Genomic DNA, 22,693 nt, shown 5'->3' with positions numbered 1-22,693 from the left:
CCCTGCACGCTTCGCCTCAGCGCGCAGCACGGCGCTGAAACCGATGTCAGAGTATCAGGCGTGCGCTGCCACGACCTCCGCCACGCGTGCCCTGGCCTCGGCATCCGGCTCGTCGAGAGCCATCCGGCAGTAGGCGTCCGCGACGTCGAGCACGCGGTAGCCCTCCTTCATGCGGGCCATGTCGCCGCCGATCCAGGCGACGACCTCGTCGACCGCGGCCTGCGCCGCGGCGACGGCGGCCGGGTCGCCGGAGCGAGCGGCGTCCGCCAGCGCACGGAACGGCTTGGGCGTGACCGACGACACACCCGACACCACGCCCTGGGCACCCGCTTCGACGGCGGCGATGAGGTCTCTGTCGGCGCCGGTGTACAGCTCGAAGTCGGCGGGCACTGCGGCGCGGTACGCCGCCAGCTCCTCCAGCGACAGCTCGCTGACCTTGGCGCCCACGACGTTCGGCAGCTCGGCGAGACGCACGAGCAGCTCGGGCGTGACCGGGTTGCCGCTGCGCGCCGGATAGATGTACACGTACAGGCGGCCCTCGCCCACGGCATCCGACACCTGACGGAAGTAGTCGACCACGGCATCATCCGACGAGCGCAGGTAGTACGGGGTCAGCGCGGCGAACTCGGTCGCGCCGAGGTCCCGCGCGATCCGCGTGAGGCGGACGGCCTCGTAGGCGCTGGGGCGCCCGACGTGCACGATCACGCGCATGTGCTCCTGCAGCTCCTCCAGCGCAGCGGAGACGAGCGCGGTGAACTCGTCGACGTCGACAGCGGGGAACTCGCCGGTCGTGCCGAGCACGAAGGCGCCCTCGTTGCCGGAGCGACCCACGTACCGGAAGATCGCGCGCGACGCCTCCAGGTCGAGCGATCCGTCGCGCCCGAAGGCGGTGGGGATCGCGGTGAGGATGTCGTAGCGGGTCACTTCTCGTTCTCCTTCTCGGTGCGACGCGCTCTGCGCGCGCCCTTCTCATCGATGCTGCGCACGGTCGACGTGAGCAGCTCCGGGTTCTGCGCGAGCTGCTCACGGGCGTGCTCGATCTGCGTGATGGTGTCGGTGGGCAGCACCGAGTCCTCGATCGCGGCCCGTCGCTCGCGGGGCTTGCGAGAGGCGCGGATGGCGGGCATCACGACCGACAGCACCGCGAGCACCAGCAGCAGGATCGCGACGGGGCTGACCACCTCGAAGAACGGCTTGCTGGGCAGGATGGCCAGCGTGCGCGCGAGATTCTCCTCGGCGAGGGGGCCCAGCAGCAGTCCGAGCACCACCGGGCCGGCCGGAACCTGCATGCGCTTGAGCAGCACGCCCACGACGCCGAAGACGAGCATCGTGACGACGGTCGACAGGCTGTTGGAGGTGGCGTAGGTGCCGATGATGCAGAAGATCAGGATCCCGCTCCACAGGTACGGCTGCGGCACGTCGAGCAGCTTGACCATGCCCTTCATGCGGATCAGGCTGAGTGCGAGCGAGAGCAGCGTCGCGATGAGCATGATCCCCGCGATGGAGACGACGAGGTCGGGGCGGTTCGAGAAGAGCGTGGGACCGGGGGTGATCCCCCAGATGATCATCGAGCCGATCATCACGGCCATGACCGAGTCGCCGGGGATGCCGAGCGCCATGGTCGTGGTCAGCGAGCCGCCGAGGGTCGCGCTCGATGCGGTGTCGGATGCCGCGACGCCCTCGATGCTCCCCCGGCCGAACTCCTCCGGATGCCGGGAGGCCTTACGGGCGCGCTCCCAGCCGATCAGGCCGGCGATGTCGCCACCGGCGGCGGGGATGAGCCCGACGCCGAGTCCGACTGCGCCGCCGACGGCCGTGGCACGACCGCTCTGCTTCAGCTCGGCGCGGTTGGGCCACCAGCGCCCGAGGCTCGAGATGGGGCGCACCGAGCTCTTGCGGTGCGTGAGCAGCTGATCGAAGAGCTCGGCGATGCCGAAGAGCCCGATGATGACGGCGATGAAGTTGACACCCTCGACCAGCTCGAGCGAGCCGAAGGTGAAGCGCTGATCGGCGGTCGCGGCGTAGGTGCCGACGGTGCCCAGCATGAGCCCGAAGAGACCGGCGAGAACGCCCTTGAGCATCGACTTCGACGAGATCCCGATCATGATGGCGATGCCGAAGACCACGAGGGCGAACAGCTCGGGCGATTTGAAGTAGTCGCGGGCGAAGTTCGCGATCGGCACGGCGGCCACCGAGAAGAGCACGAGCGAGGCGAGGATGCCCACTGCCGACACGATCGCCGAGATGGTCAGCGCGAGTCCCGCCCTGCCCTGCTTGGCCATCGGGTAGCCGTCGAGCGTCGTTGCGATGGATGCCGGGGTGCCGGGGGTGTTGATGAGGATCGACGGCACGCGGTCACCGAAGTTCGCCGCCACGTAGATCGTGAGCAGCACCGCGAGGCCCTGAACCGGCTCGAGCGTCATGGTGAACCCGGCGGCGAGCGCGACGGCCATGGTCGCGGTGATGCCGGGGAAGGCGCCGACCATGAAGCCGAGCACGAGGCCGATGCCCATGTACAGCAGCATCGAGATGTCCAGCAGGGAGCTCACTCCCTCGATGAAGGGGTTCACAGCGGGATCCTCAGGAGCATGCCGAACACGACGTAGACGAACGCGGTCACGGCGACGGAGTAGATCAGGAGGCTCAGCCAGCGGCGGTGGCCGTAGACGAGCATGAGGGATGCCATGAGCAGACCGGCCGCCACCGGGAAGACCTCGATGCGGTAGCCGAACAGGATGACGGCGCCGAGCGACCACAGCGCGACGAACGCGACCACGATCCCGAGCGTGGCGATCACGCGCAGCACGCCCCCGGGCTGAATGCGCTCGACGTCCTCGCGGGTGGGCGCAGGTCGGGTGATGGCGACGACGAGCAGGACGACGGCCACGGCGACCGCGGAGGCACCGAGGACGGTGGGCCAGAACCGCGCGTCCATCTGACCGGCCGCAGCCGCTCGGCGCAGCGGGACCTGCAGGGCGAGCATGAGGTAGCCGGCCGCGACGGCGAGCGCGACGACGGCGAAGGTCAGTTCGAGCCGGCGCGAAGGCATCGCATCCTGATACTCGTCCTGGGTGGTGGTGTCGACGATCGACATGTGTGCGTCCTCTCGAGAGCGGCAGAGGCCGGGTCGCGGGACCCGGCCTCCGGTCCCCCTCAGCCCAGCAGATCCTTGAACAGATCGAACTGGTCGTTCACGAACGAGGTCCACTCGGCCGAGTCGCGGTACACCACGAGGTTGCCGGCGTCCTTCTGGAACTTCTGGTAGGAGTCGGACTCGACCGCTTCCTTCACAGCGGACTCGAGCGTCTCCTTGACGTCGTCAGGAAGGCCCTTGGGAGCGTAGATGCCGCCCCAGCCGCCGAACTCCACGTCCTCGCCGATCGCCTCCGAGACGGTCGGCACGTCGGGCGCGTCGGGGTGACGCTCGTCGTTCATGACGGCGAGGATCTTCACGGCGTCGCCCTGCGCGAGAGCCTCGCCAAGACCCGACACGGCGGCCACGGTCTCGCCCGACGCCGCAGCGCCGACAGCGGTCGCCCCGCCGTCGTACGGGACCGGGGAGAACTGCGCGTCTGCCGCATCGGCGAGCCCGATGGTCGCCGCCTCCCAGATCGAGCCGGCGCCGGAGTTGGCGACCGTGACGGCGCCCGCCTGAGCCTTCGCGATGAGCGCCTCGAGCGAGTCGATGCCGCTGTTCGCGCCGACGGTGATCACACCGGGTGCGAGCATGATCTGCCCGAGCAGGTCGTAGTTCTCAGGCATGACCTTCGCGCCCTGCGTGGTGTTCAGCATCGCGATCTCGACGGGCGCGAAACCGATCACGTAGCCGTCGGCCTTCTGGCTTCCGACGTACTCCATGGCCAGGGCGCCCGCGGCGCCGGGCATGTTCTCGGGGATGACGCTGACGTCGAGGATCTTCTCGAGCTCGGTCGCCAGGGCACGCGACGACAGGTCGGAGCCGCCGCCCGGGTTCGCCTGGATGATCAGGCGGATGTCCTTCTCGGGGAAGGCCGACTCGGCACCTCCCTCTTCGACCTTGGTGCAGCCGGCCAGGACGAGCGCGGTTGCGGCGACGGCGGCGATGGCTGCGGCCGCTCGGGACATGCGGATGCGGGGCATCTTTGCTCCTCGGTGCTGGTCGACCGTGTTGTCGACGGCCCGAGCCTAACAGTGTTCACTGTTAACAGTCAACATTTACCGCGTGGCTCGCCCGGCAGACGCGGTCGAGTCAGGACGTCTGCTGGACCAGTTCGCTGAGCATCCGGTCGCGTGCGCCGTCGAGATGCGCGGTCAGCACGTCGGCGGCACGGGCGGCATCGCCGCTGCGCATGACCTCCATGAGCACGACGTGGTCGTGGGCGGAGTCATGCAGGTCTGCGTCGTGGTTGATCGTGACGTCGAGCAGCGCGGTGAAGGTGGGCAGATACTGCCGCCAGGCGCCCTCCAGGCGCGGATGGTCGGCGAGGGCGTAGATCTGCGAGTGGAAGTCGAGGTCGGCGACGACGAACGCGGAGTGGTCTCCGGCATCCGCCGCCTCGGCCATGCGTCGCACGGCATCCGCCATCACCTGCCAGCGCGTGTCGTCCTCGACCCGGATCGCGCGCGAGAGCGCCAGCTGCTCGAGCGCCCCCCGCAGACTGTACAGCTCGTCGACATCGTCGCGGGTGAGCCCGACGACGAACACTCCTCGCGGGCGCTGGATGCGCACGAGCTTCTCGAAGCTCAGCTGGGTCAGTGCGTCGCGGACGGGACCCCGGCTGACCTCGAACTCCTCGGCGAGCGCCTCCTCGGTGATGCGCTCCCCCGGCGCGAGCTCGCCGCGTACGATGCGCTGACGCAGCACGTTCGCGAGCTGCGCTCCGAGCGACTCGGCCCGCTTGACGGTCATTGTCACGGTTGCTCCCCCATGTCGACTGTTGACAGGTTACAACCTCTCGGCGTTCGTCCACCCCGTCACGTAGGATCGTCTTGTACGCCCAGCGAGCACCAGGAAGTGAGGTGGTTCATCATGTCGAGTGACAGTCACAGTCTCAGACACGTTTCCCCGCCCGCTTCCGCACCGCTCGACTGAGCCGTGATGCGGCGTCTCTGCGACGCGCGCCACGCAACGGCTACATCCCTTCGCGGTGCCTTTCGAAGGCGCGCCCATGACTCCCACCCAGCTTCAGCACATCTCCGAGTCGGCTGACGCCGTCTCCGAGCTCATCGGCGCCGGCGATCTCGCCGGCGCCTCCGAGCTGCTCACCCCGCTCGCCGTGCCCGAGGTCGTCGAGCTGTTCGACCGCCTCAGCATCGAGCATGCCGCGATCGTCTACCGCCTGCTCGCGAAGGGCAGGGCGCTCGAGGTCTTCGAAGCGCTCTCGCCCGGTGCGCGCGGCGAGCTCGTCGGCGCGCTGCGCAACGTCGAGGTCGCGGCGCTGTTCGCCGAGATGGATCCCGACGACCGGGTGTGGCTGCTCGACGAGCTGCCGGCATCCGTGGCGCCGAAGCTGCTGCGCGGGCTGACCCGGCAGGAGCGCGGACTGACCGCGGGCATGCTCGGCTACCCGCAGGCGTCGATCGGTCGCCGGATGAGCCCCGAGTTCGTGACCACGCATTCCGACAGCACCGTCGGCGAGGCGTTCGCGCGGGTCCGAGGCGCGCTCGACAGCGCCGAGACGGTGTACACGGTGCCGGTCACCGACGCCGGCCGGCGGGTGGTCGGCGTGGTGAGCCTGCGCGACCTGCTCGCGGCCGACGACGATGTGCGTGTCGGCGATCTCATGCGCGACGCGCTCGTCGCGGACGTCACGGAGGATGCCGAGGTCTCGGCGCGGCGGATGACCGACTTCGGGCTACTGGCGCTGCCGATCGTCGACAGCGAGGAGCGCCTGGTCGGCATCCTCACGATCGACGACGCCGCCCGCATCCTGAAGGAGGAGGAGAGCGAGGATGCCGCCCGCCAGGGCGGTGTCGAGCCGCTGCGCCGGCCGTACCTGTCGACTCCGATCACGCGCCTGGTGCGCTCGCGGGTCGTGTGGCTGCTCGTGCTCGCCGTCGGGGCGACGCTGACCGTGCAGGTGCTCGACCACTTCGAGGCGACGCTCGCGCAGATGACGGTGCTCGCGCTGTTCGTGCCGCTGCTGATCGGCACCGGCGGCAACACAGGCAATCAGGCGGCGACGACGGTGACCCGCTCGCTGGCGCTCGGCGAGGTCGCCCCGCGCGATGTGCGCAAGGTGCTCTCGCGCGAGATCCGGGTCGGGTTCAGTCTCGGGATGCTGCTCGGGATGCTGGGCTTCGGCATCGCCGGACTCGTGTACGACTGGCACATCGGGCTGGTGATCGGGCTGACGCTGCTGGCGGTGTGCACCGTGGCCGCGACGATCGGCGGCATCATGCCGCTGGCCGCCCGCGCCATCAGGGTCGACCCGGCGGTGTTCTCGAACCCGTTCATCACGACCTTCGTCGACGCGACGGGCCTGATCATCTACTTCCTCATCGCGCGAGCCGTGCTGGGGATCTGAGCGTTCGGGTCAGCTGACGAGCTGCCCTCCGTCGACGGGCACGACCGCTCCGTTGACGAAGCCGGCTTCGGGGGAGCCCAGGAACACGCATACCTGCGCCACCTCATCGGCCGAACCGAGACGCCCCAGCGGAATGCTCGCGAGCACCTGCGCGAAGGCCTCGGGATGCTCGATGACCGTCGTCATGGGCGTTTCGATGACCCCCGGCACGACGACGTTGGTGCGGATGCCGCGATGCCCCCACTCGACGGCGAGCTGCCGCCCGAGCGAGACCACGCCGCCCTTGCTCGCCGCATAGCCGGCGCTGGGCTCCGCGCGGTCACCGAGGAAGGCCGCGGTCGAGCTGACAAGCACGATGCTACCCGGGCGGCCCGCGGCGATCAGCCGGTTGCCGGCGAGGGATGCCGCCGCGAAGGAGCCGCCGAGGTTGATGTCGAGCACGCGGTTCCAGGTGCGCAGGTCGACATCCTCGGTCGGCGATTTCAGGTAGATGCCGGCGCAGTGCACGAGACCGTCGAACCTGCCCTCGAACCGCGCGATGCCCGCGTCGAGCGCGGCGGCGAGCGATTCGACGTCGGACACGTCGCAGCGCGCACGGTGCACGCGCTCTGCCCCCGGGGCGCCCTCCGCGAGGGTCTCTTCGCTCGGGTGGGCGAGGTCGAGGTCGATGACGGCATCGCCGCGGTCGAGGAGCAGGCGCACGACGGCGGCGCCGATGCCCGATCCGCCGCCTGTGACCGCGATGACCCGACCGGTCACCGCTCGCCGCTCAGCAGTTCGGCGCAGCTGATGCGTCGCCGTTCGGTGCGGCAGGGGATGCCTTCACACAGCCAGACCTCGCGTTCCGCCGGGTCGATCACGATCGAGCAGATGCTCGCCCACTGCTTCGCCTCGGGGGTTCGCGAGTCCGGGTGGCAGCAGATCGATCCCGGTGATCCGACGTGGTCGGTGAGGATGGCGTGCAGGGAGTCCTGCGTGTGCTCCGCCCGAGCGGCGAGCAGATCGGTCATGCGCTGCTGACGCACATACGAGTCCGACAGCTGCGTCAGGGCCAGGTCGGATGCGACGGTGCGGCTGAGGAAGTGATTCGCGTGCGCGACCTGTCCACCGAAGGCGGGCAGCACGTGCACGCCCTCGACGCAGCCCGGCTCGCACTCGATGTCGAGGATCGCGCCGTCGGGGGTGCCGACGAGGAAGTTCCCCGACGCCGCGCGCGGGACGCCTGCGAGCAGTTCGACCGCGTCGTACGTGGTGCGGCAGTCGACGAGCGCGCGCAGGAGCACATGGAACGGGATGCCGCGCGTATCGATGTCGGCGGTGGTCGCGAGAGTGTTCACGCCGACCGCGAGACCGTGCGCGTTCAGCGAGAACTTGGCGAGCAGACCCGCTTCGACGATCGTGACGTAGTTCGGCTCGTCTTCGCGCTCGACTTCGAGCACGACGACGCTGTCGAAGGAGTGCACCAGCCAGTCCCAGTTCTGCCCGATCAGCGTGCGCCCGATCGCGGTGCGGTCGGGTGCGAGGCCGAACGACGTGCACTCGCCCCTGATTCCGGCTTCGCTCGCGGCGCGGTTGGCCCGCTCCCACATGATCTCGGTGCGGCAGTTCATCGCGAGCACGTCGGCGACGTCGAGGCCGGAACCTGCGGCGATGCCTTCGAGCTCGCGCCAGATCTGGGGGAAGTGCCGGCGGATCGGACCGGCGTACCTCTCGGCGAGAGCGCATGCGCCCGCCCAGTCGATGCCGTTGCCGGCGAAGTTGCGCTCGTAGCCGTCGCGTCCGTTGCGCACCTGCCGGCGCGCCAGCGTGCCGTACTGCAGGCCGCGCTCGTAGGGATCGCCCGAGACGCGGATGCGCGGATACCCGGATGCTGCTGTCATCGCACTCGTGCTCCTTCGGTCAGCTCCGGCCCATCCTCGGTCAGCGCACCCGATCGCACGAGCTCGGCGACCTGCTGCGACGTTCCGAACCAGGCGCCGGTGTCACGCAGGTGCGCGAGCACGGTGTCGAGCATGTCGAGCCTGGACGGCCTGCCGATGAGCATGGGATGCATCGTCAGCATGACATGTGCGCCGCGCGCAGCGATGCCGTCGATCTCGGGCAGCCAGACATCGAGCACCTCTCGTGTCGAGCGGATCGTCTTGTTCCACGTGTCGTTGGCGAACCAGAAATGCGGTGCATCGTCGAGAATCCACGAGACGGGCAGTTCCGCCATGCCGTCCGCATCGAGGTACGGGAAGATGTCGTCGAGCCGATTGGATGCGTAGGTGAAGCCGTGCTCCCGCAGCAGCTCGCGGGTGACGGCCGTCAGCTCCCACGACGGCGAACGGTAGCCCGTCACCTCGCCGAACTCGCGCAGCACGGCCAGGCCCCGTTCGATCTCCACCCGCTGCTCGGCGCTGGAGAGCTCGGTCGGGTTGGTGTGGGTGTACCCGTGATGCGCGATCTCGTGACCGGCCTCGACGATCGAGCGCACGCTGCGCGGGTGCCGCTCGGCATCGGTGCCGCAGATGTAGAACGTCGCGCGGATGTCATGGCGCTCGAGCGTTCGCAGCAGCTCGGGGACCCCGCGTCGGGGGCCGTATGCCCCCTGCGAGAGAACCCCGGGACGCTCCGCGTTGCGCGGATCCTCTCCGATCCACACCGACTCGGCGTCGAAGTCGAAGCTCACGGTCGCGCCGTAGCGGTGCCCCTCCGGCCAGGCGAAGTACGTCATCGGCAGTCTCCTCCTGCATCCGCGATCATCATCTGCCGGCGCGGGTGTCGACCCCCCGGACCTCTCGATTATTGGATGCGGACAGATCAGAGCACATGCGTATTTTCCCGTATTCCATGCGAACGCCGGATTTCGCAGGTTCGAGCTCTTTATACGTAGTTCTACGCACGACAGCCCCTTCTGACCGTCGGTAACGTGAGCCTGCCCATCAACGTCGAGCGGGCAGTCATGGAGGACAATCATGAAGAACACACGTCTCATCGGTGTCGCGCTTCTCAGCGCACTCAGCCTCGGCACGCTGCTCACGGGATGCAGTGCGTCCGCCGGAGATACGGGCAGTGCGGATGCCGACAAGGGAGCCATCGCGGTGAGCTTCCCCGGGCTCGACATCCAGATCTGGGTCGACATGCTCGACTACATGAAGCCGAAGATCGAGGACGCGGGCTACGAGATGCTCTCGGACGACCCGCAGTGGAACATCCAGAACCAGGTGCAGAGCTGGGAGTCCTGGGTGCAGCGCGGCGATCTGAAGGCACTGTTCGGCAACCCCGTGCAGGTCGACTCGGTTCAGGCCGTCACCGATCAGGCGACTGCTGCCGGCATCCCCGTGCTCGGCTACTCGACCGAGTGGGACGGCACGGAGGCGTCGCTGCTGATCGACAACTACAAGGACGGGCTGACCCTCGGCGAAGAGGCCGGCAAGTGGATCGTCGACAAGTACGGCGACGAGAAGGTGCCCGTCTTCCTGTTCAGCTACTACGAAAACGACCTCGGAATCGACCGTTCGAACGGCGTGAAGGACGGACTGAAGAAGGCCGGAGCGAACGTCGAGATCGCAGAGTCCTCGGCGCTGACGATTCAGGACGGCATGGACGGCGCCAACAGCCAGCTCGCCGCCAACCCGGACACGAAGGTGTGGCTCTCAGTCGGATCCGACTCAATGATCGGCGCCTACCGCGCCCTGCTCGACTCGGGTGTCGCGCCGGACGACGACTCCTACCTGCTGGGGGCGCTCGACGCGACCAACGAATCGCTCGGCATCATCAAGGAGAAGGACTCCATCTGGCGCCTGGGCTACATCCTGCCGGCGAAGATGCTGTCGGATCACATCCTCGACCTCGTCTTCGGCGCGGCCGAGGGCGAGAAGCTCGAGACGATCACCGTCGAGTCCATCAGGGTCACCCCGGAGAACGCCGATGATTACATCGTCCAGTAGCCCCGACGGCGGGCGGGTGGCTCTCGCCGAGCGGATGTCACCGCCCGCTCCGCCGCTCGAGCTCGAACGCGTCGGCGTCGACTTCGGCGCCACCCGCGCACTGCACGACGTCAGTCTCGCCTTCGCACCGGGCGAGATCGTCGGGCTCCTCGGCCACAACGGCGCCGGCAAGTCGACGCTGTTCAACGTCGTCTCGGGGGCGCTGCGCGCCACCGCCGGCAGCATCCGGGTCGCAGGCGAAGAGGTGGGCCCACGACCCACGCCGCGCGAGATGGCCGACTGCGGGATCGCCGTGATCCACCAGGAGCCCGCCCTCGCGCACAACCTGTCGGTGCTCGACAACATCTTCCTCGGCCAGGAGCACCTCATCGAGCGGGGTCGCGGCGAGGCCCAGGCCAGGGCGGCGCTCGCGCGCGTGGGAGCGGATCTCGACCTGCATGAGGCGGTCGCCGCTCTCGGCCTGGGTGAGCGCCAGCTCGTGGATCTCGCCCGCGGCATCGTCCGCGGCGACATGCGCGTGCTGCTGCTCGACGAACCGACGGCGGCCCTCGGCCGGGCCGAGACCGACGCTCTGCATGCCCTGATCCGGCAGCTGGCGGCCGACGGCGTAGCGGTCATCTACGTCTCGCACCGGCTGCCCGACATCCTCGACGTCTGCGAGCGCATCGTCATCCTGCGCGCGGGCCGGGTGCAGGAGGACGGCCGGGCCGCCCTCTACGACGGCGCGGCACTGGCCCGAGCGCTCGCACCGGAGCTCGCCGACGATGCCGGCACGGCCCGGCGGAACTCGTCGCCGGCGAGGACGACGCTCGAACTGAGCGGCACCTTCACCGGGGTGACGGTCGGCGAGGGCGAGGTGCTCGGCCTGTTCGGCATGGCAGCCGGTCGCCAGTTCGAGATCCTCGAGAGCCTGTTCGGCCTGCACGGGCGCTACCGTTTCACCCTCGACGGCACCGAGATCGCGGTGGCCTCGCCGTCCGCGGCGGTGGCCCGCGGCGTGCATCTCGTACCCGGAGACCGCGAGCGCGACGGCCTCATCACCGGCCAGCGGGCGATCGACAGCGTGTTCCTCCCGTGGTACTCCCGGATGCGCGGTCGAGGCGCCTGGATCGGCGGGCGCACCGGCGAGGCCGAGTACGCGGCCGCGCGAGCGGACTTCCAGGTGGTCGGACCGGGCGGCACCGCGCCGATCGACGAGTTCAGCGGAGGCAATCGCCAGAAGCACCTCATCGCCCGCTGGGCGTCTGTGCGCCGCCCGCGACTGCTGCTGCTCGCCCAGCCTACCCAGGGGGTCGACGTGGGCGCCCGCAAGGACATCGCGCGCGCAGTGCACGCCATCGCCCAGCAGGGCACGACGGTTCTCGTCGCCTCATCCGAATCCGATGAGATCGACCTCCTCTGCGATCGTGCGGTCGTGATCGCAGACACCCACTTCACCACGATCGAACGCGGTGAGGACTTCAGCGGCGCTCTTCTCGCCTCGCTGCTGGGCCTCGCCGAGAGACAAGCGAAAGGCACGGCCTCATGAAGCGACTCACCCCGAAGCGATGGGACCTGAAGGCCGAGCTCGCCAAGAACGGCGTGTTCATCGCCCTGATCCTGCTCATCGTGTTCTTCTCCTCCGTCAACCGGAACTTCCTGTCCGTGAACAACGGGCTCAACATCCTGCAGCAGGTCGCAGAACTCGGACTCATCGCCATTCCCCTCGCGATGCTGCTGATCGCGGGCGTCGTCGACCTGTCCGTCGGCTCGATCGCCTCCGCATCTGCCGTCATCGCCGGCCTCACCATGGCACAGACGGGCTCCATGCCGATAGGACTGCTCGCCGGACTCGGCTTCGGTCTCATCGCCGGCGCGATCAACGGCGTGCTCGTGGCGTATCTCGGCTTCAACCCGATCGTGATCACCCTCGGGTTCCTCAGCGTCTGGGGCGGGCTCGCGATGCTGCTCAGCGGCGGACGAACCATCCCGCGGGCGGACCTGCCCGAGGCCTTCCGCACACTCGGCTCGCTGGCGATCGGCCCGGTGCCGTTCCGCCTCCTCCTGCTCCTCGTCGTCGCCCTGCTCGGGTGGTACCTGCTGTCGCGCCATCGCGTCGGACGCGCGATCTACGCCATCGGCGGCAACCCGCGGGCCGCCCACATGATGGGCCTCGATGTCGTGCGCACCCGCTTCGGCCTGTACGTCGCGATCGGCTTGCTCTCGGCCGTCGCCGGCATCATGCTGGGCGCGAAGATGCAGTCGATCAGCCCCGCGCTGGGTGTGAGCATGGAGATGAACGCGCTGACGGTCGTGCTGCTGGGCGGCATCGCGTTCGCGGGCGGCGCCGGTCGCTTCAGCGGAGTGATCGCCGGCCTGCTGTTCTACGGCGTGCTCCGCAACGGTCTCGTGTTCATGCAGGCCTCGCCGTTCCTGCAGACTGTCATCGTCGGCCTGACCCTGGTGCTGGCCGTGTCGCTGGACGAATCCATCCAGAAGATCGTCAAGCGCGCCTGGGCACGCCGAGGCCGCCAGGCGCTCGCGTCTCTCGATGCCGAGGCCGACAACGGGGCATCCGAGCTGAACCGACCCGAACCGACACGAGCGTAGGAGGCAGAAGTGAGCGTGAAGAGAACCGGCTGGATCTGGCACGAGTCGTTCAACTGGCACAACACCGGCAACGGCTCCGGCTTCTTTGCCCCCGGCGGGCATGTGCAGCCGGGGCAGTCGTTCGATCATCCCGCCACGAAGGGGCGCTTCGCCTCGCTCGTGCAGGCGAGCGGGTACGACGAGCAGCTCATCGCGCTGCGCCCGTCGACCGCGACCGACGACGAGATCCTGCGCGTGCACACGCAGGAGTACCTGGATCGCGTCGAGGCGCTGAACGCGACCGGGGGCGATGCCGGCGAATCGGCGGTGTTCGGCCCGCGAGGCGTGCCCATCGCACGCCTCGCAGCGGGCGCCGCGGTCCGTGCCGTGCGCGCCGTGCTCTCGGGCGAGGTCGACAACGCGTACGCGCTCGTGCGGCCCGCAGGCCACCATGCCGAACCGGATCGGGGGCGCGGATACTGCATCTTCGCCAACACATCGATCGCCGCCCGGGTCGCCCAGAGCGAATTCGGTGTCGAGCGCATCGCGATCGTCGACTGGGACGTGCACCACGGCAACGGAACCCAGGCCGCCTTCTGGGACGACCCGTCTGTGCTCACGATCTCCCTGCACCAGGAGCAGCTCTACCCGGTCGATTCGGGCTTCCGCAGCGAGAACGGCGGGCCCGGCGCCGAGGGCACCTCGATCAACATACCCCTGCCTGCAGGCACTGGCGATGAGGGATACCTGACCGCGCTCCGGCAGGTCGTGATCCCCGCGCTCGATCGGTTCCGTCCCGACTTCATCATCGTCGGAAGCGGCATGGATGCGTCCGCGACCGACCCGCTGGGGCGCATGGTGGTCACGAGCGAAGGCTTCCGCGCGCTCTCCCGCGAGATGGTCCGGGCCGCCGAACGCCTCACCGCTGGACGGATCGTGTTCTCCCATGAGGGCGGGTACTCTGCCGAGTACGTGCCGTTCTGCGGCATGGCGGTGCTCGAAGAGCTGAGCGGTATTCCGTCGGGCGTCGAGGACCCGTATCTCGTCTTCATGCGCTCGTATCCGCAGCTGGCGATCCAGCCGTGGCAGCGCGAGGCCATCGAGGCCGCCGCAGCGCTTGTGGAGCGCGTGCCGGCTCCGGTCCCCGCGTAGCCGCATCACGGGATCGGAAGGAGGTCGGATGCAGGCGGGGACCGAGCACGAGTTCGTCGTGGAGTACTCCGGCGACGTCAGAGTGCTGCGCGGAGAGCGTCCGCCCGGAAAGCTGATCGCGTACTCGCGCGCCTTCCTGCTGATGAACCGGCGAGCGCTGCAGTTCTACTTCGTGAAGGGCTCGCGCTGGCAGTCGGTCTCGCTCGAGCGCACCCGGGTCGGCGCGAGGGGCGCCGAGCGTGCAGTGGTCAGCATCTCGGCCGCCGAGTTCCCCAGCGGCATCACGAAGCGCGAGATCCAGATCATCACGCTCATCGCGGCGGGCCTGGGCAATCAGCAGATCGCCGACCGCTTCGGCACGAGCCCGCGCACGGTGTCGACCCAGGTCGAACGGATCATGCGCAAGCTCGGCATCCGGAATCGCGCGGGCCTGGCGGCGATCGCGGTCGACGGATCGCTCATCGCGCTGCCCATCCAGGGCAGCGTGCAGGATCTCGTCGCGGTCGGGGCCATCGCCATCGAAGCGCTTGCGGAGTCGCTCGACCACGGCACCGACCCGATCGTCGTCGGGGTTCCGGCCCAGTCCTCGGCGACACGCCCCATCCGGATCGGAACGATCGCCGGGCTGCAGGGGTACTCGCTCGGCGACGCCGTGGAGCACCTGTGCGGCGTGGACCTGGCCGTCCAAACGATCAACGCCGCGGGCGGCGTGCTCGGCCGTCAGCTGCAGAGCGTGACCGCGAGCGCCGATCTCAGTGATGCGCACACGGTCCGCAAGGCGATGGGGCAGCTCGTCGATGCCGGAGTCGACGCGATCGCCTGCAGCTATGTCAGCGCCGAGAACAGGTTCCTCCTCGACATGGCGGCCGACTTCGGCCGCCCCTTCCTGCACCTGGACACTTATCAGAAGCATGCGCAGCTGGTCACCGATGATCCCTTCCGGTACGGCATCGTGTTCCAGACCTGCCCGTCGGAGCACACGTACTCGCTCGCGTTCACTCGGTTCCTGCGCGATCTCAGCGCCGAGCGGGCGATGGAGAGAGTCGATCGGGTGCTGGGCGTCGTCGAGATGGACGTGCCGAGCGCCACGGTCGCCGACGAAGGCGTGCTCGCCGCCGCCGAGGCGCACGGCTGGGATGCGCGGCTGCGCCGTCGCGTGCCGGTCGAGAGCGTCGACTGGCAGCAGGAGGTGGCCGGCATCATCGCCGCCGGCATCTCGCTGCTGCTCGTCTCGCACTTCTCACTCGACGAGGTGATCGCCCTGCAGCGCGAGCTCGTGCGCACGGGATACACCGGGCTGACCTATCACGTGTACACCGCCTCGCAGCCGGGCTTCCTGCAGGAGCTCGGCGCGCATGCCGACGGGGTGATCTGGAGTTCGTCGACGACCCTGACCGAGTCGGCGATGTCTCAGCGCTTCCGCCGCGACTACGCCCTGCGCTACGGCACCGAGCCCGGCCCCGCGCAGGCGAGCGCCGCCTTCGATCAGGTGCAGCTGCTGGCGTGGAGCTGGCGGCAGGCCGGCGAGCTCGACCCCGAGGAGGCGGCGAAGGTCCTCCGCAGCACCATGTACCGCGGTCTCAACGGCACCTACTTCTTCGGCGGGCATACGCAGACGCCCCTCAGCTATCCCGAAGAGACCAACGACCCGACGCTCGGGCTGCCGCTCCTGACCTCGCAGATCCACGCCGGTCGGTCGGTGGTACTCAGCCCCGACCTGTTCGGCTCGATGAAGAACTGCCGCCTGCCGTGGTGACGGCGATGCGCACGGACGGACGGAGAAGCGACTCATCCGACGAGGGGCTTGACGCGTCGCGCCCGGTGGCCGTCGTCACCGGCGCCGCAGCCGGAATCGGGCTGGCGATCGCCGAGCGGCTGCTGGCCGACGGCTTCGCCGTGGGTGTGTTCGACAGGGACGCGGCGCTGAAGACGCGCTTCGCAGCGGCCGAAGCGGCGGGTCGCGCCACGGTCGTCGTTGGCGACGTGACGGATGCCGCCGACCGTGCGCGACTGATCGAGGCGGTCGCCGCGGCGCACGGGGTCGTCGACGTCCTGGTCAACAACGCGGGCATCGGCGGGTTCGGCGAGCGGATCGGGTCTCTGGATCTCGCCCACCTGCGCACGACGCTCGAGATCAACACCGTCTCGGTCGCCGCCTTCGTGCAGCTCGCGCTTCCTCACCTGCAGCGCTCGGAGCGCGCCCGCATCGTGAACATCGGCTCGCTGTTCGCCGACGACCCGGCGGAGGGCGGCACCGACTACACGCTGAGCAAGGGGGCGATCCACGCGCTCACCCGCATCCTCGCCATCGAGCTGGGGCCGGCCGGCATCACCTGCAATTCCATCGCACCGGGCTACATCCTCACCGAGATGCACCGTGCCGAAGTCGCGTTGCAGGCGAGCCGCCTGGGGATCGCGGTCGAGGAGCGCTTCACCCAGCTGCGCGCGCAGGTCCCGCTACGCCGTCACGGCACGGCGGAGGACATCGCCGGCGCGGTGAGCTGGCTCGCCTCCACGGACAGCGCGTACGTGACCGGAGTCCGGATCGCGGTGAATGGCGGAGTCAGTTTCGCCTAGGTTCTTCGCTGTGTGAATGCAGCCGTCATCGTCCACCGCTCCCTCCTACTGGGCGGTGCAAGCGGTCACGGCGATCGCGTGGACGACCCGGGAGGATCCCGACGTACTGGCGCTGGTCGGCGCGCACTTCGGAATGGCCTTCGAGGCCGCGGACGCGGGCGCGCTCGGCCGCGCGATCACGCCCGCTGATCCGCAGCTCATCGGCGAGGCATTCGAGCTCGGTGTCTGGGCCACGAAGGACGGCATCGCGGTGTGGCGGGCCGGCGAGGAATCCGCGGCGGCATTCATGCGACGCGGACGCGCCACGATCGCCACGTGGAGCACACGGTGGATACTGGTGGATCCCAGTAAGCCCGGTCAGACCGCTGACGGTTCGACTCTGGCGGCCAGACTCAACGAGATGACCGCGCCAGAGAACGATACGGCGCCGTGGATCGCGCGCTTCCGCGTCGCGCGGTCGCGAGCGCCCGAGCTGCGTGCGCTATTTCGCCGGACGCCGCGTCCCGAGGTCCTGGATGAGCTGATGAGCATCCTCGACATGCCGCGCGAGTGGCTCCGCGTGCTGTCGGATGCCCCAGGCACGGAGCAGCTCGAGCGGATCGAGCCGCGCACGGCGCGTGAGATGCTCAGCGCAGGTGTGAACCAGGCGCTGGCCGATGCGGACTGGCGGCAGACGGTAACCGACGCGAAGCCCGCACCCTCGACCTTCCGCTCCCGGCACCCCAGGGCGTGGCTCGCGATCTCGGCCGCCGGCATCATCGCACTGGCCGCCTTCGGAATCGTTGGCATCCTGGACGACCGGGCGACCGCGTTCATTCCCGCGGCTGTGGGTCTCGCGTGGGTGGTCAGCCTGATCGTCGACGGCTCGTTCTCCCGCGTTCGGCGATCCGCCCCTCACAGCGCATCGGCCCATCGCGAAGACCCATCCGCGGATCTCGATCCCGACCCGGCGTGACCGAGCTGCCCCTCACCCCGAGGACGACGGACTCAGCCGGCGCGCTCGGGCGACGCGGTGTCGTCTTCGCCCGCTTCGCCCGATGCCGCCCGCGGCCGCCACAGCACCACCTCGGTGGAGCGGCGGATGCGGCGCGTGGTTCCCACGGTGAACACCTGGCCGGATGCCCCGGCGGCGAACACGCGCACGCCGGGACGGTTCTCGCGCTCGGCACGCAGCGAGCCCTCCAGCTCGGTGACGCGGCGGCGCAGCATCCGCACCTCGTCCTCCAGATCGAGCAGGCGGGCGATGGCCGGCAGGCTCATCCCCTCGCTCGAGAGCTGGGCGACCTCGCGGAGCTGCTCGATGTCGCGCATCGAGTAGCGCCGCGAGCCGCCGCGGGTGCGACCGGGCACCACCAGGCCGATGCGGTCGTACTGCCGCAGGGTCTGAGGGTGCATCCCGGCCAGCTCCGCGGCGACCGCGATCGCGAAGACGGGCGAATCGACATCCATGGTCAGGCCTTCGCCTTGGCCATCAGCTCTGCCCGCGGGTTCTCCTTGGAGCCGAGCTCCTGGAAGCGCTCGAGCGCCTCCCTGGCGGCGTTGTCGAGGTGCGAGGGCACCACGACCTGGAGCTCGGCGAGCAGGTCGCCGGTGCCCTTCGAGCTCTTCACGCCGCGCCCCTTGACGCGCAGCACGCGCCCGGACGGGGTGCCTGGAGCGACGCGGAGCTTGACCACGTCGCCGCCGAGTGTGGGCACCTCGATGGTCGCACCGAGCGTCGCCTCGGTGAACGTCACCGGCACCGTGAGTCGCAGATTCAGTCCATCGCGGGTGAAGACCGGATGCGGGCGCACCTTCACCTGCACGACGATGTCACCCGGCTCGCCTCCGTCCGGCGACGGGCGCCCGCGGCCGCGCAGACGGATCTTCTGCCCGTCCTTCACGCCCGCGGGCACCTTCACCTTGAACGGCTTGCCGTCGCCGGCCTGCAGGGTGATCGTGTCGCCCTGCACCGCCGTGACGAAGTCGAGGGTGGTGGTGGCGGTCAGATCGGCGCCCTTCTGCGGGCCGCCGAATCCGCGGTACCCGCCGGCAGGCTGGCCGAAGCGGCCGGAGCCGAACGACCCGCCGCCCTGCGAGAACATCGAGAAGATGTCGTCGAAGTCGGGCTGACCGCCCCGACCGCCCTGCCCGAACCGGCTGAAGACGTCTTCGAAGCCGCCTGCACCGCCGGCGCCGGGCGCCGTGAAGCGCGCACCCGACCCCATGGCGCGGATCTCGTCGTACTCGCGACGCTGCTCGGCGTCGCTGAGCACGCTGTACGCCTCGCTGATCTCCTTGAACTTCGCCTCGGCCGCCGCATCACCCTGGTTGGAGTCGGGGTGATACTTGCGGGCGAGCTTGCGATACGTCTTCTTGAGATCGGCATCGGAGACGTCCTTCGAGACGCCCAGCGTCTTGTAGAAGTCCTTGTCGAACCAGTCCTGGCTAGCCATCGATCACCTGCTCCTACTCGGCCGGAACGGCGACGACCACCTTGGCCGGACGCAGTTCGACTTCGCCGAGACGGTAGCCCACCTCGACGACCTCGAGGATCGTGGAGGAGGTGGCACCGGGGGTCGGCTGCTGGAAGATCGCCTCGTGCTGCTGCGGGTCGAACTCGTCGCCCGGCGCACCGTAGGCGACCACGCCCAGGCGGTCGACCACGGCGCGCACCTTGTCGGCGATCACCGCGAACGCCGAGCCCTCGGCGAGGTCGCCGTGCTGCTGCGCGCGGTCGAGGTCGTCGAGCACGGGCAGCAGGCCCTTCGCGGCCTCGCCTTTGGCGCGCGCGATCTCGACGTGTCGCTGCTCCTCGGTGCGCCGACGGTAGTTGGCGTACTCGGCGGTCAGCCGCTTGAGGTCGGTGAGCAGCGCGTGCTCCGCGTCGATGATGCCCGCGTCGGAGCCGTCCTCGCTGGCCGCCTCGTCGATCTGGTCGGCGTTCAGGATGTCGTCGACCGTGAGGTCGTCGTCCGAGCCCTCGGCCGCGGCGGCGTCGGCGGAGTCGGGGTTGTCAGGAACGTCCTGGTTCTGCGGCGCGGGGCCGGATGCCTGAGCATCCGACCCCTCCGGAACCTCGTTCTCGTCGAAGTTCTTGTCCGTCATGATTACTTCTTCTCGTCCTCGTCGTCCACGACCTCGGCGTCGACCACGTCCTCGTCGGAAGCGGCGTCGGCCGGAGCCTCGTCACCATCCGGGGCGCCGGCTGCGGCATCCGCCTGGGACTGGGCGTAGATCGCCTCGCCCAGCTTCGTCTGCGACTCGTTCAGCTTGTCGAACGCGGTCTTGACCGCCTCGTCGTCATCCCCGGCGAGAGCCGTCTTGAGAGCGTCGACGTCGCCCTGCACCGAGGTCTTGACGTCCTCGGGGAGCTTGTCCTCGTTCTCCTTGATGAGCTTCTCGATCGAGTACGAGAGGGTCTCGGCCTGGTTGCGCACCTCGGCCGCCTCGCGGCGCTTCTTGTCCTCGGAGGCGTGTTCCTCGGCCTCGCGCACCATGCGGTCGATGTCCTCCTTCGACAGCGACGAGCCGCCGGTGATGGTCATCGACTGCTCCTTGCCGGTGCCCTTGTCCTTGGCGGACACGTGCACGATGCCGTTGGCGTCGATGTCGAAGGTGACCTCGATCTGCGGGATCCCACGGGGGGCCGGGGCGATGCCCGTCAGCTCGAAGGTGCCGAGCGGCTTGTTGTCGCGGGTGAACTCGCGCTCACCCTGGAAGACCTGGATCGCGACCGACGGCTGGTTGTCGTCGGCGGTGGTGAAGGTCTCGCTGCGCTTGGTCGGGATCGCGGTATTGCGGTCGATGAGCTTGGTCATCATGCCGCCCTTGGTCTCGATGCCGAGGCTCAGCGGGGTGACGTCGATGAGGAGGACGTCCTTGCGCTCGCCCTTGAGGACGCCGGCCTGCAGGGCGGCGCCGACGGCGACGACCTCGTCCGGGTTCACGCCCTTGTTGGCGTCCTTGCCGGTCTCGCGCTTGACGAGGTCGGCGACGGCGGGCATGCGGGTCGAACCGCCGACCAGCACGATGTGGTCGATGTCGGCCACCTTGATGTTCGCCTCGCGGATGACGTCCTCGAAGGGCTTCTTGGTGCGGTCGAGGAGGTCCTTGGTGAGGTCCTCGAACTTCGCGCGGGTCAGGGTCTCGCTCAGCGAGACCGGACCGGAGTCGGTCAGCGACAGGTACGGCAGGTTGATCGAGGTGCTCGTCGACGAGGAGAGCTCCTTCTTGGCCTGCTCGGCGGCCTCCTTGAGGCGCTGCAGGGCGATCTTGTCGCCCGCGACGTCGACGCCGGTGGTCTCCTTGAACTGCTTGATCAGGTAGTCCACGACGCGCTGGTCCCAGTCGTCGCCGCCGAGGCGGTTGTCACCGGCGGTGGCGCGCACCTGGATGGTCGAGAAGTCGTCATCCTTGCCCACCTCGAGCAGGGAGACGTCGAAGGTTCCGCCACCGAGGTCGAAGACGAGGATGAGCTCGTCCTCCTTGCCCTTGTCGAGCCCGTAGGCGAGAGCTGCCGCGGTGGGCTCGTTGATGATGCGCAGCACGTTGAGGCCTGCGATCTCACCGGCCTCCTTCGTGGCCTGACGCTCGGCGTCATTGAAGTAGGCGGGAACGGTGATGACCGCGTCGGTCACCGTGTCGCCGAGGTACGACTCGGCGTCGCGCTTGAGCTTCTGGAGGATGCGCGCGGAGATCTCCTGCGGCGTCCACTTCTTGCCGTCGACGTCGAACGACCAGTCGGTGCCCATGTGGCGCTTGACCGACGAGATGGTGCGGTCGACGTTGGTGACGGCCTGGCGCTTGGCCGTCTCGCCGACGAGCACCTCGCCGTCCTTGGTGAACGCGACCACCGACGGGGTGGTGCGGAAGCCCTCGGCGTTGGCGATGACCTTGGGCTCGCCGCCCTCGAGGACGCTGACGACGGAGTTGGTGGTTCCGAGGTCGATACCGACAGCACGTGCCATGTGTTTCTCCTTATTCGGGTTGAGAGTCTGGGGCGACCCGGGATGAAACCTGAGCCGTGATGACTCAAGTGTAAACCCGCATCCGGACGCTGTCAAACAAAGTTGATATGAGTCGACTCAGGTTCGGGTCGGTGACCTTGTTTGACGCTCGTCCCGACACGCGGGCGGCAGCCGACCTATAGTCGCTCGCATGACCCGCCCCGCCCTGCTCGCCGTCTCGCACGGCACGTCCGACGCCGACGGCGCCCGTTCGATCGCCGCCCTCGTCGCCCGGGTGGCGAACCGCCTTCCGGACGTCGACGTGCGCGAGGCCTTCGTCGACGTGCAGCAGCCCGACGCCCCGAGCGCGCTGGCCGGCATCGACGGGCCGGTGGTGATCGTGCCGCTGCTGCTCTCCCAGGGGTTCCACGTGCATCACGACCTGCACGGCATGGCCGCCGAGCGCGCCGACGCCGTGGTCACCGACCCGCTGGGCCCCGACGCGCTGCTCGCCGATGTCCTGGCGACGCGGCTCGACGCGATCGGGCATCCGGACTCCCCCGTCGTGCTCGCCGTCGCGGGCTCACGCGACGAGCGCTCGGTGCCGGATGCCGAGGGCATGGCCGCCCTGCTGCGCGACCGCATCGGCCGCCGGATCGACCTCGCGTACCTCGCGGCACGGCATCCGGATCTGCCGACGGCGCTGGCTGCCGCGCCGGATGCCGTCGTCGCCACCTACCTGCTCGGGCGCGGATACTTCTTCGATCTCGCGGTTCGCCACGCAGGCGAGCACCCGATCACCCCGCCGCTGCTCGACGATCTGCTGGCTGACCGGGGCATCCCCGACGCACTCGTCGACCTCGTCGTCGCGCGGTACGAGACAGCACATTCCAGCTGAGCACGCCACCCCTCGGGCGTCATGTTTCACGTCACATGACGCCGTGTTTCCCCCGTGGTCTTTCCGTGTCACGGAAGGTTTCCGGCTCGGATCTCAGTACGTACCTTGATCCCCAGCCAGTCAACCGAGGGG

21 protein-coding genes are annotated in these 22,693 nt (G+C 69.0%); 9 read left to right on the top strand and 12 right to left on the bottom strand.

Going from position 1 to position 22,693, the window contains the following annotated elements:
* Positions 1 to 54: 54 nt before the first annotated feature.
* The 5 genes from V2S04_RS01560 to V2S04_RS01540 all read right to left on the bottom strand — a co-directional run bounded on the left by V2S04_RS01560 (position 55) and on the right by V2S04_RS01540 (position 4,888).
* Positions 55 to 924, bottom strand: coding sequence for a dihydrodipicolinate synthase family protein (locus V2S04_RS01560; protein WP_413636772.1), 870 nt, complete (start codon positions 922 to 924; stop codon positions 55 to 57).
* A complete protein-coding gene (locus tag V2S04_RS01555) occupies positions 921 to 2,570 on the bottom strand; it encodes a tripartite tricarboxylate transporter permease (RefSeq protein ID WP_413636771.1) in 1,650 nt (549 codons plus the stop codon). Before V2S04_RS01555 ends, V2S04_RS01560 begins: the two co-directional genes overlap by 4 nt.
* Positions 2,567 to 3,094 carry a tripartite tricarboxylate transporter TctB family protein gene (locus V2S04_RS01550; protein ID WP_413636770.1) on the bottom strand — a complete coding sequence of 176 codons (528 nt, stop codon included), beginning with the start codon at positions 3,092 to 3,094 and terminating at the stop codon, positions 2,567 to 2,569. The genes V2S04_RS01555 and V2S04_RS01550 overlap by 4 nt, the downstream gene beginning before the upstream one ends.
* Positions 3,095 to 3,153: 59 nt before the next feature.
* Positions 3,154 to 4,119: a tripartite tricarboxylate transporter substrate binding protein gene (locus V2S04_RS01545; protein WP_413636769.1), complete on the bottom strand. Its 966-nt coding sequence runs from the start codon at positions 4,117 to 4,119 to the stop codon at positions 3,154 to 3,156.
* Positions 4,120 to 4,228: 109 nt separating this feature from the next.
* Positions 4,229 to 4,888, bottom strand: a complete 660-nt coding sequence (locus tag V2S04_RS01540; protein ID WP_413637274.1) for a GntR family transcriptional regulator — start codon at positions 4,886 to 4,888, stop codon at positions 4,229 to 4,231.
* 259 nt (positions 4,889 to 5,147) lie between these two features.
* Here V2S04_RS01540 and mgtE point away from each other — a divergent pair, with 259 nt between their 5' ends.
* A complete protein-coding gene (gene mgtE / locus V2S04_RS01535; RefSeq protein ID WP_413636768.1) occupies positions 5,148 to 6,506 on the top strand; it encodes a magnesium transporter in 1,359 nt (452 codons plus the stop codon).
* Positions 6,507 to 6,515: 9 nt separating this feature from the next.
* Here mgtE and V2S04_RS01530 read toward each other — a convergent pair whose 3' ends face one another.
* The 3 genes from V2S04_RS01530 to V2S04_RS01520 are packed head-to-tail and all read right to left on the bottom strand — an operon-like array spanning position 6,516 to position 9,222.
* A complete protein-coding gene (locus tag V2S04_RS01530) occupies positions 6,516 to 7,265 on the bottom strand; it encodes an SDR family NAD(P)-dependent oxidoreductase (protein ID WP_413636767.1) in 750 nt (249 codons plus the stop codon).
* Positions 7,262 to 8,386 (bottom strand): C45 family autoproteolytic acyltransferase/hydolase, encoded by a 1,125-nt coding sequence (locus V2S04_RS01525; RefSeq protein ID WP_413636766.1) that lies wholly within the window; start codon positions 8,384 to 8,386, stop codon positions 7,262 to 7,264. The genes V2S04_RS01530 and V2S04_RS01525 overlap by 4 nt, the downstream gene beginning before the upstream one ends.
* A complete protein-coding gene (locus V2S04_RS01520) occupies positions 8,383 to 9,222 on the bottom strand; it encodes a polysaccharide deacetylase family protein (RefSeq protein ID WP_413636765.1) in 840 nt (279 codons plus the stop codon). The genes V2S04_RS01525 and V2S04_RS01520 overlap by 4 nt, the downstream gene beginning before the upstream one ends.
* A gap of 241 nt (positions 9,223 to 9,463) precedes the next feature.
* Here V2S04_RS01520 and V2S04_RS01515 point away from each other — a divergent pair, with 241 nt between their 5' ends.
* From V2S04_RS01515 to V2S04_RS01485, 7 genes are read left to right on the top strand one after another with little or no spacing between them, the layout of a single operon-like run.
* Positions 9,464 to 10,438 (top strand): sugar ABC transporter substrate-binding protein, encoded by a 975-nt coding sequence (locus V2S04_RS01515; RefSeq protein ID WP_413636764.1) that lies wholly within the window; start codon positions 9,464 to 9,466, stop codon positions 10,436 to 10,438.
* Complete coding sequence (locus V2S04_RS01510) at positions 10,419 to 11,966, top strand: ATP-binding cassette domain-containing protein (RefSeq protein ID WP_413636763.1); 1,548 nt, start codon at positions 10,419 to 10,421, stop codon at positions 11,964 to 11,966. Before V2S04_RS01515 ends, V2S04_RS01510 begins: the two co-directional genes overlap by 20 nt.
* On the top strand, positions 11,963 to 13,027 hold the full coding sequence (locus V2S04_RS01505; protein ID WP_413636762.1) for an ABC transporter permease: 1,065 nt from the start codon (positions 11,963 to 11,965) through the stop codon (positions 13,025 to 13,027). Before V2S04_RS01510 ends, V2S04_RS01505 begins: the two co-directional genes overlap by 4 nt.
* 9 nt (positions 13,028 to 13,036) lie before the next feature.
* A complete protein-coding gene (locus V2S04_RS01500) occupies positions 13,037 to 14,158 on the top strand; it encodes a class II histone deacetylase (protein ID WP_413636761.1) in 1,122 nt (373 codons plus the stop codon).
* A 28-nt stretch (positions 14,159 to 14,186) separates the two neighbouring features.
* The gene (locus V2S04_RS01495) at positions 14,187 to 15,914 is read left to right on the top strand and encodes an ABC transporter substrate-binding protein (RefSeq protein WP_413636760.1); all 1,728 of its coding nucleotides are present in this window, start codon (positions 14,187 to 14,189) and stop codon (positions 15,912 to 15,914) included.
* A 5-nt stretch (positions 15,915 to 15,919) separates the two neighbouring features.
* Positions 15,920 to 16,735: an SDR family NAD(P)-dependent oxidoreductase gene (locus V2S04_RS01490; protein WP_413636759.1), complete on the top strand. Its 816-nt coding sequence runs from the start codon at positions 15,920 to 15,922 to the stop codon at positions 16,733 to 16,735.
* Between the two features lie 16 nt (positions 16,736 to 16,751).
* The gene (locus V2S04_RS01485; protein ID WP_413636758.1) at positions 16,752 to 17,690 is read left to right on the top strand and encodes a hypothetical protein; all 939 of its coding nucleotides are present in this window, start codon (positions 16,752 to 16,754) and stop codon (positions 17,688 to 17,690) included.
* Between the two features lie 32 nt (positions 17,691 to 17,722).
* On the opposite strand, the gene V2S04_RS01480 is transcribed toward V2S04_RS01485, so the two are convergent.
* From V2S04_RS01480 to dnaK, 4 genes are read right to left on the bottom strand one after another with little or no spacing between them, the layout of a single operon-like run.
* Complete coding sequence (locus tag V2S04_RS01480; RefSeq protein WP_413636757.1) at positions 17,723 to 18,184, bottom strand: heat shock protein transcriptional repressor HspR; 462 nt, start codon at positions 18,182 to 18,184, stop codon at positions 17,723 to 17,725.
* Between the two features lie 2 nt (positions 18,185 to 18,186).
* Positions 18,187 to 19,170 (bottom strand): DnaJ C-terminal domain-containing protein, encoded by a 984-nt coding sequence (locus V2S04_RS01475; RefSeq protein ID WP_413636756.1) that lies wholly within the window; start codon positions 19,168 to 19,170, stop codon positions 18,187 to 18,189.
* Between the two features lie 13 nt (positions 19,171 to 19,183).
* Positions 19,184 to 19,822, bottom strand: a complete 639-nt coding sequence (locus V2S04_RS01470) for a nucleotide exchange factor GrpE (protein WP_413636755.1) — start codon at positions 19,820 to 19,822, stop codon at positions 19,184 to 19,186.
* A 2-nt stretch (positions 19,823 to 19,824) separates the two neighbouring features.
* Positions 19,825 to 21,684, bottom strand: a complete 1,860-nt coding sequence (gene dnaK / locus V2S04_RS01465) for a molecular chaperone DnaK (RefSeq protein WP_413636754.1) — start codon at positions 21,682 to 21,684, stop codon at positions 19,825 to 19,827.
* Between the two features lie 190 nt (positions 21,685 to 21,874).
* Between dnaK and V2S04_RS01460 the strand changes: the two genes are divergently transcribed.
* On the top strand, positions 21,875 to 22,561 hold the full coding sequence (locus V2S04_RS01460) for a sirohydrochlorin chelatase (RefSeq protein WP_413636753.1): 687 nt from the start codon (positions 21,875 to 21,877) through the stop codon (positions 22,559 to 22,561).
* The last annotated feature ends 132 nt before the right edge of the window (positions 22,562 to 22,693 follow it).

Origin of the sequence: Microbacterium sp. OR21, assembly GCF_047306785.1 — a bacterium.
GTDB classification, from domain to species: Bacteria; Actinomycetota; Actinomycetes; order Actinomycetales; family Microbacteriaceae; genus Microbacterium; species Microbacterium esteraromaticum_E.
This window is presented reverse-complemented; position numbering and strand designations above follow the sequence as displayed.

Coding starts and splice junctions, on each gene's coding strand:
- V2S04_RS01550 (WP_413636770.1), bottom strand. CDS start 3,094: ATGTCGATCGTCGACACCACCACCCAGGACGAGTATCAGGATGCGATG.
- V2S04_RS01545 (WP_413636769.1), bottom strand. CDS start 4,119: ATGCCCCGCATCCGCATGTCCCGAGCGGCCGCAGCCATCGCCGCCGTC.
- V2S04_RS01540 (WP_413637274.1), bottom strand. CDS start 4,888: ATGACCGTCAAGCGGGCCGAGTCGCTCGGAGCGCAGCTCGCGAACGTG.
- mgtE (WP_413636768.1), top strand. CDS start 5,148: ATGACTCCCACCCAGCTTCAGCACATCTCCGAGTCGGCTGACGCCGTC.
- V2S04_RS01525 (WP_413636766.1), bottom strand. CDS start 8,386: ATGACAGCAGCATCCGGGTATCCGCGCATCCGCGTCTCGGGCGATCCC.
- V2S04_RS01520 (WP_413636765.1), bottom strand. CDS start 9,222: ATGACGTACTTCGCCTGGCCGGAGGGGCACCGCTACGGCGCGACCGTG.
- V2S04_RS01515 (WP_413636764.1), top strand. CDS start 9,464: ATGAAGAACACACGTCTCATCGGTGTCGCGCTTCTCAGCGCACTCAGC.
- V2S04_RS01510 (WP_413636763.1), top strand. CDS start 10,419: ATGATTACATCGTCCAGTAGCCCCGACGGCGGGCGGGTGGCTCTCGCC.
- V2S04_RS01505 (WP_413636762.1), top strand. CDS start 11,963: ATGAAGCGACTCACCCCGAAGCGATGGGACCTGAAGGCCGAGCTCGCC.
- V2S04_RS01495 (WP_413636760.1), top strand. CDS start 14,187: ATGCAGGCGGGGACCGAGCACGAGTTCGTCGTGGAGTACTCCGGCGAC.
- V2S04_RS01490 (WP_413636759.1), top strand. CDS start 15,920: ATGCGCACGGACGGACGGAGAAGCGACTCATCCGACGAGGGGCTTGAC.
- V2S04_RS01485 (WP_413636758.1), top strand. CDS start 16,752: ATGCAGCCGTCATCGTCCACCGCTCCCTCCTACTGGGCGGTGCAAGCG.
- V2S04_RS01480 (WP_413636757.1), bottom strand. CDS start 18,184: ATGGATGTCGATTCGCCCGTCTTCGCGATCGCGGTCGCCGCGGAGCTG.
- V2S04_RS01475 (WP_413636756.1), bottom strand. CDS start 19,170: ATGGCTAGCCAGGACTGGTTCGACAAGGACTTCTACAAGACGCTGGGC.
- V2S04_RS01470 (WP_413636755.1), bottom strand. CDS start 19,822: ATGACGGACAAGAACTTCGACGAGAACGAGGTTCCGGAGGGGTCGGAT.
- dnaK (WP_413636754.1), bottom strand. CDS start 21,684: ATGGCACGTGCTGTCGGTATCGACCTCGGAACCACCAACTCCGTCGTC.
- V2S04_RS01460 (WP_413636753.1), top strand. CDS start 21,875: ATGACCCGCCCCGCCCTGCTCGCCGTCTCGCACGGCACGTCCGACGCC.